Source organism: Qipengyuania flava (assembly GCF_011762005.1).
Classification (GTDB): Bacteria; Pseudomonadota; Alphaproteobacteria; order Sphingomonadales; family Sphingomonadaceae; genus Qipengyuania; species Qipengyuania flava.
In genome coordinates this window covers 767821-781626 of sequence record NZ_JAASQU010000001.1, presented here as the reverse complement: position 1 = coordinate 781626, position 13806 = coordinate 767821, and the positions used below count along the sequence as shown (strand labels likewise).

Sequence of the window (13806 nt, the reverse complement as noted above, 5' to 3'; positions counted from 1 at the left end):
CGTGGGGCGTGGTGCAAGCTCCCCGTAGATCGCTGCGAACCATCGCGCGCATCCACCCGGTGGGCCGGGGCAATGTTGCTCTCCCGGTGAGGGCAGTCTAGGGGCGGCGCCATTATCCGGCTGCGACTGTCTCGCGCGTAGCCGCCTTTACCGACAGATTGAGGAACATCACGTGGCCGAATTCACCGATTACGTCATCAAGGACATTGCGCTGGCCAAATACGGCCGCGATGAAATCGCCATTGCCGAAACCGAAATGCCGGGCCTGATGGCGCTGCGCGAGGAATATGCCGACAAGCCGCTGAAGGGCGCGCGCATAACCGGTTCGCTGCACATGACGATTCAGACCGCCGTGCTGATCGAGACGCTGGTCGCATTGGGCGCCGACGTGCGCTGGGCGACATGCAACATCTTCTCGACGCAGGATCACGCCGCCGCGGCTATTGCGGCGCAGGACATTCCCGTATTTGCGATCAAGGGCGAGAGCCTGTCGGACTATTGGGACTACGTCGGCCGAATCTTCGACTGGTCGAATGAGGACGATGCGGACCGTACCGCCAACATCATTCTCGACGATGGCGGCGATGCCACCATGTTCGCGCTGTGGGGCGCGCGCATCGAGGCGGGCGAGGAACTCCCCGAACCGCAGAATGCCGAGGAAATCGAATTCCAGCGCGCGCTCAAGGCCTTCGTCGCCGCCAAGCCGGGCTACCTGACCAAGTCGGTCAAGAACATCGTCGGCGTGTCCGAAGAAACCACCACCGGCGTCCACCGTCTCTATCACCTCGCCAAGCAGGGCAAACTGCCCTTCCCCGCGATCAATGTGAACGACAGCGTGACCAAGTCGAAGTTCGACAATCTCTACGGGTGCCGTGAGTCGCTGGTCGATGCGATCCGCCGTGCGACCGACGTGATGCTGTCGGGCAAGGTCGCCTGTGTCGCCGGCTTCGGCGACGTCGGCAAGGGCTCGGCGCAGTCGCTGCGCAATGGCGGCGCGCGCGTGCTCGTCACCGAAGTCGACCCGATCTGCGCGCTGCAGGCGGCGATGGACGGTTTCGAGGTCGTGACGATGGAAGAAGCGGTCAAGGTCGCCGACATATTCTGCACCGCGACGGGCAACGAGCACGTCATCACCGCCGAACACATGAAGGCGATGAAGGACAAGGCAATCGTCTGCAACATCGGCCATTTCGACAGCGAGATCCAGATCTCGGCGCTCGACAATTACGAATGGAACGAACTCAAGCCGGGCACCGACCTGGTGAAGTTCCCCGACGGCAAGGAAATCATCGTGCTGGGCAAGGGCCGGTTGGTGAACCTGTCCTGCGCCACGGGGCACCCCAGCTTCGTGATGAGCTTCAGCTTCACCAACCAGACGCTGGCGCAGATCGAACTGTGGACCAAGGGCGATGAATATAAGAACGACGTCTATGTTCTGCCCAAGCACCTCGACGAAAAGGTCGCCGCGCTGCATCTCGACAAGCTCGGCGTGAAGCTCACCAAGCTCAGCCAGAAGCAGGCCGACTACATCGGTGTCCCGGTCGATGGCCCGTTCAAGCCGGAACATTACCGCTACTGAGCTGCACCGATCGCACGAATAGCGTGCGTGATCGCGCGCGGGGGCATTGCATCCCCGCGCGCGTCCGCATAGCTGGCGGGTGATGGAAATTTCACCCGCACTGCTGGCCGTCTTCGGCCTCCTGCTGGCATTGTGGACCGCGGGCGCGGTGTGGGTCATGCTGCGCGCCAGCACGCGCGAGCAGAAATCGGTGGCCGCACGCAAGACCGCACAGCGGCTGTCGCGCCTGATCGAAGAGGGCCCGGCCATCCCTTTGCTGGTCAGGGCAGACGGACGGATCGAGGCGCCCGAGCGGCTGGCTCGCTGGATCGGACTCGATCGCGTGCCCGAATATCTTAGCGAGCTCGCGGGTAGCGATGGGCGCGGACTGAGCGAAGATCAGGTGGACGAGCTGAACCAGCACGTCCGGCGAACGCAGAAGACCGCCAAGCCTTTCCGCATGGCGCTGACCGTTTCGCCCAGCTCGGGAAAATCGCTGGCGATGCAGGGTTCGCTGGCCGACCCGGCAGTTTCGCCCGGCGGTGCGGCATTGATCTGGATCTTCGACTTCAGCGACAGCCAGGCAGAACTTTCGCATCTACGCGAAGAAGCCGCGCGTGCGCGCGAGGATTTCGGTGCCTTGGTAGGCCTGATCGAAGCAGCGCCGATGCCGATGTGGTTCCGCGGCGCGGACATGCAGCTCCGTCTGGTCAACCAGGCCTATGTCGCTGCCGTGGGTGCGGAAAGCGCGGATCAGGTTGTTTCCGACCAGGTCGAACTGGTCGAAACGGTGAATGGCAGGACCGCTGCCGAAGTCGCGCAGCAGGCAGCCGATCGCCGCCAGCCGATCGAGCGCATCCTCAGCGCCACGATCGACCGCGCACGGCGTACCATCCGGGTCACCGATCTTCCGCTGATGGGCGAAGGGATTGCAGGCTACGCGGTCGATATCGAGGAAATGGAAGAGCAGGCACGCGAATTCCGCGCCTTCCGCGAAGCGCAACGTTCGATGCTCGACCAGCTTTCTATCGGTGTCGCGCAGTTCGATGCGGCGCATCGCATGACCTTCGCCAACCAGCCCTATCACCGGGTGTTCTCGCTGCCGCCCGGGGTGGTCAATGAGCGCACCACGTTCGAGCAGATGCTGCTGATCGCGCGCGAAAACGGCCGCATTCCCGAGGTTCGCGATTTCCCTGCGTGGCGCAACGAGCTGGCCGAGTGGTTCCAGCGCGACGAACCGCACGAGGAAGCCTGGTCGCTGTCCGACAGCACGCATCTTCGCGTCATCGCGCAACCCTTGCCCGATGGCGGTCTCGTGATGATCGCCGAAGACAGGACCGAGCAACTCGCCTTGTCGGCCACGCGCGACACGCTGCTGCGCACCCGCACGGCCACTTTCGACAATCTTTTCGAAGCGCTCGCCGTATTTGCGCCAGACGGCCATCTCGAGCTGTGGAACCGCGGGTTTCCCGGCGCCTGGGGTATCGATCCCGAAGTGCTCGACGGGCATCCGCAGGCCGAAGACCTGTTGCGCGCCATTTCACAGAACCTTGCCGATCAATCGGCTATCTCGCGGCTCAATCAGGTAATTCGCGCGGCGACACTCGATCGCCGGAAGAGCGACGGCCGGATCGAGCTGGCAGATGGCCGCACGCTCGACTTTGCCGGGGTGCCGCTGCCAGACGGGAACGGCATGCTCACCGTTCTCGACGTGACCGCCTCGCGCCAGGCCGAAGAAGCGCTGCGCGAACGCAACCGTGCATTGGAAGAGGCGGACGCGGTGATGACGCGCTTCCTTGCCAATATGAGCTATGAGTTCCGCACCCCGTTGACCTCGATCGGCGGGTTCGCCGAACTGCTGACCAGCGGCATCGCCGGGGAACTGACACCCCAGGCGAAGGAGTATGCGCAGGCGATCGCGCTGTCGGTCGGCAAGCTGACCGAACAGGTGGAGAATGTGCTGGACCTGTCGCAGTCCGAAGCGGGCCTGATGCCGCTGCGCGAAAGCAAGTTCGAACTGCTGCCTTTCATTACCCAGATCGTGCGCAAGCAGGAGCGCCGCATTCTCGACGGCGGGCTCACGCTCGATCTCAATGGCAATCCGGACAAGGTGGTGCTGGCCGATCCACACCAATTGCGGCGGGCGATCTCGCAATTGCTCGACAATGCGATCAACGGGACGCCGCGCGGAGGCCGCATCGCGATCGATATCGGTCGCAAGCGGGACGAGACGCGGATCGTCATCTCGGACAATGGGCAAGGTATGAGCCAGCACGAGCTCGCGCGTGCGCTCGAAGGCATTCGCATGGCACCCGATGGCAAGGGCATCGAACGGCGCCACGGGCTGGGCATTCCGTTGGCGCGCCAGCTGATCGAAGCGCATGGCGGTACGCTTGAGATCCGCAGCCGCAAGAACAGCGGCACGACCGCGACGATCATCCTGCCATGACGATGGCCTTGGCCTTGCCCGATCTGGCCGCGATGGACGCTTTGGGGCAGCGAATCGCTGAAAAACTCGCTCCGGGCGATGTGATCGCGCTTATCGGCACACTGGGGACCGGCAAGACCACGCTGGCGCGCGCGATCATCGCCGCGCTCGGGCATGCGGGTGAAGTGCCGTCGCCCACATACACGATCATCGAAACCTATGACGATCTTCGCATTCCTCTGGTCCATGCCGATTTCTATCGGCTGGACGATCCCGGTGAGACGGATGAACTGGGCCTCGACGACTATCGCGAAGGCGCCGTGCTGCTCGCGGAATGGCCGGATCACGCGGGCGGGTTCGCGCATGAGCCGGGTTGCCTTGCAATCGCGCTGGAAAAAGTGGGTGATGGCCGCGAGGCCGTTGTAACCCCCGGCACATCTTGGCAAAGCCGCTGGCTATGAGCGATGCGCCTTTCGACGAGATTCACCAATTCCTGAGCGGTACCGAGTGGGAAGGCGCGGAAATCGCGCCGCTCGCGGGCGATGCCAGTTTTCGCCGCTATTTCAGGCTCCGGAAAAATGCGCAAAGCGCAATGCTGATGCATGCACCGCCGCCGCATGAAGACCCCGCGCCTTTCCTGCACGTCGCTGGCTGGCTCGATGCAAACGGCATGCGCGCCCCCGCGGTCATCGCCGAGGACGCGCCCAAGGGATGGGTGCTGACCGAAGATTTCGGCGACCATCGCATGCGCGAGTGGATCGACCAGCGTCCGGAGGACGAGCGCGCAATCTATGCGGAGGCGATCGACACGCTGGTGCGGCTGCATCGTCTGCCGGCGGGGCCCTTCGCACCCTACGATATGGCGGTCTATCTGCGCGAGGCGCTGCTGCTGGTCGAATGGTATTGCCCGGCTATGGGGCTGGAAGTGGATGGCGAAGGCTATCGATCGGCCTGGGAAGCCGCGCTCGGCCCGCTGATCGAACGGCAGCAATCCGGTGTTACCGTACTGCGCGATTATCATGCGGAGAACATCATGCTGCTTGAACCCGGCGCGGCGGCGGGGACGCAAGGGTTGATCGATTTCCAGGACGCGCTTGCGGGCCATCCGGCCTACGACCTCGTCAGCCTGCTGCAGGATGCGCGCCGCGACGTGTCGCAGGAAATCGAGCGCGAAATGCTCGACCGCTATCGCGCGGCGGCCGGGCCGGACAAGCATTTCGAGGCGGATTACGCCACCCTCGGCGCACAGCGGAATGCAAAGATCGTCGGCATATTCACGCGTCTGTGGAAGCGCGACGGCAAGGCGCGGTATCTCGCAATGGTTCCGCGGGTATGGGAAGCGATGGAGCGCGATCTCACCCATCCTGCCTTGCAGCCGGTTGCCGAGTGGTTCGCGGCCAATATCCCGCAGGAAGTCCGGGATACCTTTGGCGGAGAGATCCAGTGACCGGGCTTGCCAGCGATACTGCCATGCTGATGGCTGCTGGGCTGGGCAAGCGGATGCGGCCCCTTACCGCGACTACGCCCAAGCCGCTTGTGCGCGTCGCCAGCCGCCCATTGATCGACCGCGCGCTCGATCGGCTCGAGGAGGCAGGCGTCGCAAAAGCGGTGGTCAACGTCCACTATCTCGCCGACGCGATCGAAGCGCACCTTGGCGCCCGCCAACGGCAGCCGGCCATCGCCTTCTCGGACGAGCGCGAGCATTTGCTCGAAACCGGCGGCGGAATGGTCAAGGCGGCCACCGATGGCCTGCTTCCCGACCCCTTTTTCGCCTGCAATGCCGACAGCGTCTGGCTGGACGGGCCGCGCAACGCCTTCGCAGATCTCACTGCGCGCTGGGATTCCGAGCGGATGGATGCGCTGCTGCTGGTCGTCACGCATGCCCGCGCGTACAATTTCGATGGATCGGGCGATTTCTACATGGATGGCTCGGGCCAGTTGAGGCGCAAGCTGCCGGGGCGGATTGCGCCTTTCATCTACACCGGTATCCAGCTGGTTTCGCAGCGCCTGTTGCGCGATGCGCCCGAGGGCAAGTTCTCGACCAATATCCTGTGGGATCGCGCGATTGCCGAAGGGCGCCTCTTCGGCGTCGCCTTCACCGGTCAGTGGTACGAAGTCGGCACGCCTGCGCATATTCGGCCGACCGAGGAGGCGCTCAGGGGTGGCTGAGCGGCAGCGGCCGAAGGTCTATTCGATCGCGGCGCATCGCGGGTTTGCCGATGCGCTGGTTGCAGGACTGGTCCCGCGCTATTCCGACCCCCAATTCGGGTTAGCCCGCCTGACCCTGCTGGTGCCAAGCAGCCGCGCGCGCCGCACCATTTCCGAGGCATTCATTCGCCATGCCGGTGAGGTCGGGACGCCGGGACTGCTGATGCCGCGGATGGCGGTGGTGGGCGACCTCGATCTCGACGAAACGCTTGGCCCGCTGCTCGATCCGCTTGGCGCAGCCGACATTCCGCCCGCCATCGATCCGCAGCGCCGGCTGTTCGCCCTCGCCGGACTGATCGCCGATACGCTTGGCGATGAGGCGCCCGGCGGGGCAACGCTGTTGCGTCTCGCGCGCGAGACCGGAGCCACGATGGATCGGCTGCTGGTCGAGGATACAGGTCCTGAAGAATTGGTCGGCGAGAAGGTGCTCGACCTTTTCGGTTCGTTGTCGCAGCATTGGCAGCGCAGCCTTCATATGTTTGCAACTGTGCAGGCCAAGTGGTTGGCACAGTTACAGGAATGGGGCGCACTCGACGCGGCGGCGCGACGCAATCGGCTGTTCGACTGGACTGCGGCCAGGTGGCGCCAGACGCCTCCCGAAACGCCGGTGGTCGCGGTCGGCGTGACCAGCGCCGCGCCCTCGCTCGCGAAATTGCTCCGGGTTGTCGCGGAGCTTGAGAACGGCGCGGTGATCCTGCCCGATTTCGATCTCACCATGCCGCCTGCAGTTTGGGACGAACTGGGGCGCGCGGGGAATGCGCCCGGGCCGGGTGAAACGCCCTTCGCCCGGGAAGATGCGGTGACGCATCCGCAATATCACCTCAAGCTGCTGCTCAACCGCATGGGGATGGCGCGCGAGGAAGTTCAGCCGTGGCATCGCCGGGGGCTGGCGGCTGCACCGCCCGAACGCAGCCACGCGATCGGCTCGCTGTTCCTGCCGCCCGAAGCGAGCAAGAGCTGGGTCGATCTGCCCGCGGAGAAGCGGCGTATGGCAGGGGTGCGGATCATGACCTGCGCAAACCCCGAGGAAGAGGCCCAGGCTATCGCCCTGCTGGTGCGCAATGCGCTCGAGCAGCCCGAAAAGCGTGTCGCGGTCGTGACTCCCGACCGCTCGTTGGCACGGCGCGTGGTGCATCATCTCGACCGGTGGAACATCACTGCCGACGATTCGGGTGGTCGCCCGTTGTCGCAGACCCCCGCTGGTCGGGTATTCCTGTTGCTGGCCGAAGTGATGGCCGACGGTGCCGCCCCGGTACCGCTGATGGCCTTGCTGGGGCATCCGCTGGTTGATGGCGGGATGGAGCGCGGACGCTGGCTCAGCCAGCTACGTCGGATCGAGCGCGCCTTGCGCGGACCACGCCAGGCGGGCGGGTTGGTGCCAGTCGTCCGCATCGTCGAGAGGCTAAGCGACCGGCATCCGCAAATGAACGAATGGTATGCCTTCGTAGAGAAGGCGTTGGCGCCGCTAATCGCGCTTGGCGGGGACGGCGAGCTTGCCTTGGCCGATCTTCTCGAAGCGCTGATCGCGAGCGGCGAGGCATTGTGCGGTGACAAGCTGTGGGCGCGGGAGGACGGCCGGTCGCTGGCGGCATTCGTCGAGGACCTGCGCGAATATGCGCGCGAGGCGGGCTTCAGGCTAGCTCCCGGAGATACCGGCATCGCACTGCGCGATGCGATGGAACAGCAGGCCGTGCGGCCGCCCTATGGCGGGCACGCGCGCGTGCAGGTGCTTGGCCTGCTCGAAAGCCGGATGAATCGTGCCGAGCTGGTGATTTGTGCCGGTTTGAACGAGGGCGTCTGGCCCGCCCGCGGTGCAGTCGATGCCCTCCTGGCGCCGCCGGTCCTGCGGGCCTTGGGCGTACCCGGCGGTGATTTCCGCATCGGCTTGTCGGCACATGACCTTGCCGGAGCGATGGGCGCGCCCGAAGTCGTCCTGTCCCGCTCCGAGCGCGACGAGGCGGGGCCCGCGATCCCTTCGCGCTTCCTGATGCGTGTCGAGGCGCTGCTTGGCGACTTGCTTGCGCGGCACGAGGAAACCGCCATGGTCGAGCTTGCCCGCGCCATCGGCCGGGCACCGGCTGCCGAACGCTACGCACGTCCAGCGCCCATGCCGTCGCCCGATCAGCGCGATGTCGACATTTCCGCCACCGCGCTCGACCGGCTGCTGGGCGATCCGTACCAGTTCTATGCCGGCAAGATCATGGCGCTGTCGGACCTCGACGCGCTCGATGCAGAGCCTTCCGCGCCGTGGCAGGGCACGGTGGCACATACGATCCTCCAGCGCTGGCACGAGGCGCGCGAGAAAGACGACAGCGCAAGGCTGGCGCCAATCATGGCGCAAGTGCTCGACGAGGAGAATGCCGACCCACTGATGCGCGGCCTGTGGCAACCGCGGCTCGAAGCGGCACTGCGCTGGATCGAGGAGCAGGTCACCGGCTACGAGGAACGCGCCGTGCTCGCGGTCGAACAGAAGGGGGCTATGACCTTCGAAGGCGTGCACGTGCATGGGCGCGCCGATCGGATCGACCGGCTTGGGGACGGGAGGCTCGCGATCATCGATTACAAGACCGGCAAGCCGCCAAGCGCCGCCATGGTCGAGGAAGGCTTCGCGCTGCAACTTGGCATACTCGGACTGATCGCCGAACGTGGCGGGTTCGGCGGGCTGGCGGGGGATCCGGGCGCCTACGAATACTGGTCGCTCGGCAAGGCCAAGGACGACAATCCGCATGGCTTCGGTTATGTCGAGGTTCCGCTGAAAGTCGGGCGCAAGACGTCGGGTCTCGAACCTGACGCTTTTCTTCCTACGACCGCCGATAAGCTGGCGGGGGCAATCGGGCGTTTCATCAAGGGCGACGATCCCTTCACGGCGCGCGAGAACCCGAACTATCCGGCCTATGACACTTACGACCAGCTCATGCGCCTGGACGAGTGGATCGCGCATCAGGACGACGGAGAGGACGCATGAGCGGCACCGTCTACGAACTACAGGACAAGCAGCGGCTGGCGGTCGAACCGAAGGATAGCGTGTGGCTGTCGGCCAGCGCGGGCACCGGTAAGACGCAGGTACTCTCCGCACGGGTGTTGCGATTGCTGCTCGAACCGGGCGCGGACCCTTCGCAGGTGCTGTGCCTGACCTTTACCAAGGCGGGCGCGGCCGAAATGGCAGTGCGGGTCAATGCAGTGCTCGCCCGATGGGTGCGCATGGACGAGGCGCAACTGGGGCGTGAACTCGCCTATCTCGGCGCGTCCGCCGATCCCGATACGCGCGCCCGCGCGCGCTCCTTGTTTGCCCGCGTACTCGATTGTCCGGGCGGGGGGCTGCGGATCGACACGATTCACGCATTCGCGCAATATCTGCTCGCTGCCTTCCCGGGCGAAGCTGGCATGCTGCCCGGCGCACGGCCGATGGAAGACCGCGAACGCGACCTGCTGAGCCGCGAAGTCCTGTCCGACCTCTTGGCCGGAGGATCGCCGACGGTGGTCGAAGCAATCGCCGAGATGAGTCGTCGCAAAGGCCCCGACGCCGTGCGCGGCTGGCTGATGCGCTGCGCCCGGCACATGGACCTGTGGCAGGGTAGCGGAAGCTGGCAGCCACCGATGCAGCCGCGCGTTCACCGCCTGCTGGGCATTCCCGCCGATGCCGACGAAAGCTGGATTGCCGAGGCGTGTTCGGACGAGGCGTTCGACTTGGTATCGATGCGGCGGTGCCTGTCGACGCTGGAGGACTGGGACACAAAGGGGGGGCGAGACGCGAGCGCGGCGATCAAGGCCTGGCTGGCGGCTGATACGGCCGGGCGTGCCTCGACTGTAGGAAGTTTGCACGGGACGCTGTTTACCGCAGACGGTTCCAAGGCGAAGAACCTGCATCACATTGCCAAGCGTGACCCGGAATTCGAGGAATACGCCGAGCGTGTGCGGCATTGCGTTGGCTCCGTAAACGAGCGCGCGGCTTTGATCAGCCTCGCCGGGTTCCTCGCGCCGCAACTTGAAGCCGGCCGCGCCTTCGCGCTGGCGTGGGACAAGGCCAAGGAACGCGAAGGGTTGGTCGATTTCGACGATCTGATCGCGCGTGCTGCCAGCCTGCTTGCGGATGGCGCCATGGCGGATTGGATCCGTTACAAGCTCGACCGCAGTTTCGATCATATCCTCGTCGACGAAGCGCAGGATACCAATGCGGCGCAATGGGCGATCGTGAAGGCGCTGACCGACGATTATTTCGACGGCGCGGGTGCGCGCGGTGACGCCGTGCGGACCATCTTCGCGGTCGGCGATTACAAGCAGGCGATCTTCGGCTTTCAGGGTACCAGCCCGGAAAATTTTCGCGAAGCGCGCGATTACTTCCGCGACAAGATGAATGCGGCGGCGCAGGCGGCGCGCGAGATGCGCGGCGGGCCGGATGCCCGAGGCCTCGAGGAGTACGGTCTGGGGCGCAGCTATCGCACGAACCAGCGGGTCCTCGGTTTCGTGGATCAGGCGATCGATGCGATCGGCCATGAAGCGTTCGGCTTAGACCAGCGTGGCGAGCCGCACGAGGGCAGTGGCGAGCCCGGTCTGGTTGGCCTCTGGCAGGTAGTGCGCGTCGCGGAAGACAAGGACGACTCCAGCGAGAACAAGGGGTGGCTGGCGCGCCACGATCGCCGGCTGGCGGATCGCATTGCGCGGCAGATCGCGCAATGGCTCGACCGTGACGGCGACGGCTTCACGCTCTCCAAGGGCACGCCCAGGCGGGCTACGGCAGGCGACATCATGGTGCTGGTGCAGAAGCGGCGCGACCTGGCCTCGCTGATCGTCGCACGGCTCTATCGTCATGGTGTGCCTGTCGCCGGGGTCGATCGGCTTCGGCTCGGCAATCCGCTGGCGGTCAAGGACTTGATGGCCGCGCTGCGGTTTGCAGCACAGCCACTCGACGACCTGACGCTTGCCAGCCTGCTGGTCTCGCCACTGCTTGGCTGGTCGCAGGAAGACCTGCTTGCGCATGGCTACCGTTCGAAAGGCGTGCGGCTGTGGGAACATTTGCGCGACAGCGATGACGATCGAGTGCGGGAGACGGTCGACAGCCTGCGCGAAATCCTGCGGCGAGCGGATTACGACAGCCCGCAGCAATTGCTGCACTGGATTCTGATCGGACCCCTTGATGGGCGACGCCGACTTGTCGCACGGCTCGGGCGCGAGGCAAACGATCCGATCGACGAATTGCTCAACGCAGCCAATGCATATGCCGCGGCGCATACCGCGAGCCTGCAGGGCTTCATTCGCTGGTTCGACGCCGGAGACGGCGAGCTGAAGCGCGAGGCAGGCGAGGGCGGGGACCAGGCGCGCGTGATGACGGTGCACGGCTCCAAGGGATTGGAAGCGCCGATCGTCATCCTTGCCGATGCCGCGATCAGACCCGATGGAGCGGGCGATCTGGTGCTTTCCGAGGACATTCCAGGTGCGAGCGCGCGTATGGTTCCGCTCCCTGGCCTGACCAAGGAAGAAAAGGTGGGGCCTGTCGCGACGGCGGATTCAACGGAAAGCGCCAAGGCGATGCAGGAGCACTGGCGGTTGCTGTATGTGGCGTTGACCCGCGCGCAGGAAGCGCTGTTCATCACCGGCTCGCTGGGGCCGCGCGATGCTCGCAACGGACCGCATGAAGACAGCTGGTATGCGCGGCTGGCATCGCTATTTGACGCGGACGAGGCGGTCGAAGATCCGATCTGGGGCGCGCGCTGGGAGCTGGGCGAACGGGCACCGTCCGTCGCGCTCGAACCGACTTCGCTATCGGTCCAGGAAGCCATGCCACCGGTACCGGAATGGGCCACCCGCCCGGTTGGTCCCGAGCCGCGTCCGCCACGGCCTCTTGCGCCCTCCGGGCTCGGTGAAGTGGAGGGCAGCGACCCGCCGCTGCCGCCTTCGGTAGCGGGCGCTGCCGCACGCCGCGGCACGCTGATCCATGCGCTGCTCGAGCGCTTGCCGCAACGCAATGCTACCGACCGCGCAGGTGCGGGATCGGCATGGCTTGACCGGATTGCCGCCGATCTCACGCGTGGAGACCGCGAAGAAATGCTCGAGAGCGCGCTTGCAGTGCTTCGCGATCCCGACTTCGCCGCGGTTTTCGGGCCCGATGCCCTGGCGGAAGTGCCGCTGGCCGCGACGGTCGAAGGCCAGGTGGTGATGGGGACCGCCGACCGCCTGCTCGTCACCGAAGAGGCGGTGACCGTGATCGATTTCAAGACTGCGCGCCGCCCACCCGCGAGGCTCGAAGACATTCCCGACAGCACGATGAAGCAGATGGCTGCGTATGTTGCCGCGCTGGAAATCATCTATCCGGGCCGGCGGGTGGAGGCGGGCGTACTCTATACGCAGACCCCGCAACTCTTCGCCTTGCCTGCCCAGCGACTGGCTGCCTACAAGAGCGCGTTTGCAGCGCCGCAGGAAAGTTTTGCCCTTCCACCGGTTGAGTAAACGCTACGGCGGCCCACATCGCGGGTCGAACGTTTTTCAGGAGAATACCATGGCCACCACCGCCGTCACCGACGCCAGCTTCAAATCCGATGTGCTCGAAAGCGACAAGCCCGTGCTCGTCGATTTCTGGGCCGACTGGTGCGGTCCGTGCAAGATGATCGCTCCGGCGCTCGAGGAACTGAGCGAGGAACTGGGCGACAAGGTCACCATCGCCAAGATGGACATCATGGAAAATCCCGACGTACCCGGCTCGATGGGAGTCCAGTCGATTCCCTATCTCGTCCTTTTCAAGGATGGCGAACCCGCAGCACAATTGCGCGGTGCAGCCCCCAAGGGCCAGCTCAAGCAGTGGCTCGAAGGCGCGCTCTAATCGAGCCGCGCATATAGGTCGGCCAACTCGTCCCACAGGGCGGGGCTGGCTGCACCCAGAAGGCCCGTTCGGCCCACCTCGTCGACGCGATAGGGTGAGCCGTCGGGCCTTGCTGCTTTTCCGCCCGCTTCATTGAGCCACAGCACGCCCGCAGCATGGTCCCAGGCCAGCGTGCGCTCGAATATCGACACGTCGTTCTCGCCCAGCGCCAGCCGCGGATATTGCTCCGCCGCGCAATAGGGGATGTCGACCAGATCGTAGGCAGGGGTAATATGCCGCCGCGTCGCTTCGCGCCGGGTTTCCTGCATGAAGATGAGCGACAGGGCGGCGACGGGCGGGGTCTTTCCCGTGGGACGGGCAACGATGCGTTCGCCGTCGATGAATGCCCCGCTGCCGAGATGCGCGGTGCAGAACCGTCCGGTCAGGCAATCGTAGATCCAGCCCGATCGCGCCACCCCGCCATCGGCGCGCGCGACGATAATGCCGAACGGTGGCTTGCCGCTTGCGAAGTTGCGTGTGCCGTCGATCGGATCGACGATCCAGCAGGGCTGGTCGAGACGGTCGAGGATCGACGGGTCCGCATGCGCAGTTTCCTCGCCCACGAAGGCGAGACTGTCATCGAGTTCGGCAAGGCCTTCGCGCAGCAGCTTCTCGCTGTCCTTGTCGGCCACGGTGACTGGATCGTTGCCGCCCTTGTCCTCGACCTCGCCCGAAGCGAGATTGCGGTAGCGAGGCATGATCGCCTCCGCGGTCACGCGTTGGAGCAATGCGCGCATGGCGGTGTCGAGATGGGCGTCG

At 65.2% G+C, this 13806-nt stretch carries 9 protein-coding genes; 8 read left to right on the top strand and 1 reads right to left on the bottom strand.

Going from position 1 to position 13806, the window contains the following annotated elements; all coding sequences use genetic code 11:
- Nucleotides 1-172 precede the first annotated feature (172 nt).
- The 8 genes from ahcY (at nt 173) to trxA (ending at nt 13008) form a co-directional block, all read left to right on the top strand.
- Nucleotides 173-1579: an adenosylhomocysteinase gene (gene ahcY / locus FHS69_RS03790; protein WP_166776595.1), complete on the top strand. Its 1407-nt coding sequence runs from the start codon at nt 173-175 to the stop codon at nt 1577-1579.
- Between the two features lie 82 nt (nt 1580-1661).
- On the top strand, nt 1662-4007 hold the full coding sequence (locus FHS69_RS03785) for a sensor histidine kinase (RefSeq protein WP_166776594.1): 2346 nt from the start codon (nt 1662-1664) through the stop codon (nt 4005-4007).
- 2 nt (nt 4008-4009) lie between these two features.
- Nucleotides 4010-4447 (top strand): tRNA (adenosine(37)-N6)-threonylcarbamoyltransferase complex ATPase subunit type 1 TsaE, encoded by a 438-nt coding sequence (gene tsaE, locus FHS69_RS03780; protein WP_166777053.1) that lies wholly within the window; start codon nt 4010-4012, stop codon nt 4445-4447.
- Entirely contained in the window at nt 4444-5433 is a 990-nt protein-coding gene (locus FHS69_RS03775; RefSeq protein ID WP_166776593.1) for an aminoglycoside phosphotransferase family protein, read from the top strand. The genes tsaE and FHS69_RS03775 overlap by 4 nt, the downstream gene beginning before the upstream one ends.
- Complete coding sequence (locus tag FHS69_RS03770; RefSeq protein WP_166776592.1) at nt 5430-6155, top strand: sugar phosphate nucleotidyltransferase; 726 nt, start codon at nt 5430-5432, stop codon at nt 6153-6155. The genes FHS69_RS03775 and FHS69_RS03770 overlap by 4 nt, the downstream gene beginning before the upstream one ends.
- The gene (gene addB / locus FHS69_RS03765; protein ID WP_166776591.1) at nt 6148-9159 is read left to right on the top strand and encodes a double-strand break repair protein AddB; all 3012 of its coding nucleotides are present in this window, start codon (nt 6148-6150) and stop codon (nt 9157-9159) included. The genes FHS69_RS03770 and addB overlap by 8 nt, the downstream gene beginning before the upstream one ends.
- Nucleotides 9156-12638, top strand: coding sequence for a double-strand break repair helicase AddA (gene addA, locus FHS69_RS03760; RefSeq protein ID WP_166776590.1), 3483 nt, complete (start codon nt 9156-9158; stop codon nt 12636-12638). Before addB ends, addA begins: the two co-directional genes overlap by 4 nt.
- A 49-nt stretch (nt 12639-12687) precedes the next feature.
- Nucleotides 12688-13008 (top strand): thioredoxin, encoded by a 321-nt coding sequence (gene trxA / locus FHS69_RS03755; RefSeq protein WP_067467283.1) that lies wholly within the window; start codon nt 12688-12690, stop codon nt 13006-13008.
- Here trxA and FHS69_RS03750 read toward each other — a convergent pair.
- Nucleotides 13005-13784 carry an inositol monophosphatase family protein gene (locus FHS69_RS03750; protein WP_166777052.1) on the bottom strand — a complete coding sequence of 260 codons (780 nt, stop codon included), beginning with the start codon at nt 13782-13784 and terminating at the stop codon, nt 13005-13007. The two genes, trxA and FHS69_RS03750, sit on opposite strands and share 4 nt — an antisense overlap.
- Nucleotides 13785-13806 lie beyond the last annotated feature (22 nt).

Coding starts and splice junctions, on each gene's coding strand:
- trxA (WP_067467283.1), top strand. CDS start 12,688: ATGGCCACCACCGCCGTCACCGACGCCAGCTTCAAATCCGATGTGCTC.
- addA (WP_166776590.1), top strand. CDS start 9,156: ATGAGCGGCACCGTCTACGAACTACAGGACAAGCAGCGGCTGGCGGTC.
- FHS69_RS03775 (WP_166776593.1), top strand. CDS start 4,444: ATGAGCGATGCGCCTTTCGACGAGATTCACCAATTCCTGAGCGGTACC.
- FHS69_RS03785 (WP_166776594.1), top strand. CDS start 1,662: ATGGAAATTTCACCCGCACTGCTGGCCGTCTTCGGCCTCCTGCTGGCA.
- tsaE (WP_166777053.1), top strand. CDS start 4,010: ATGGCCTTGGCCTTGCCCGATCTGGCCGCGATGGACGCTTTGGGGCAG.
- FHS69_RS03750 (WP_166777052.1), bottom strand. CDS start 13,784: ATGCGCGCATTGCTCCAACGCGTGACCGCGGAGGCGATCATGCCTCGC.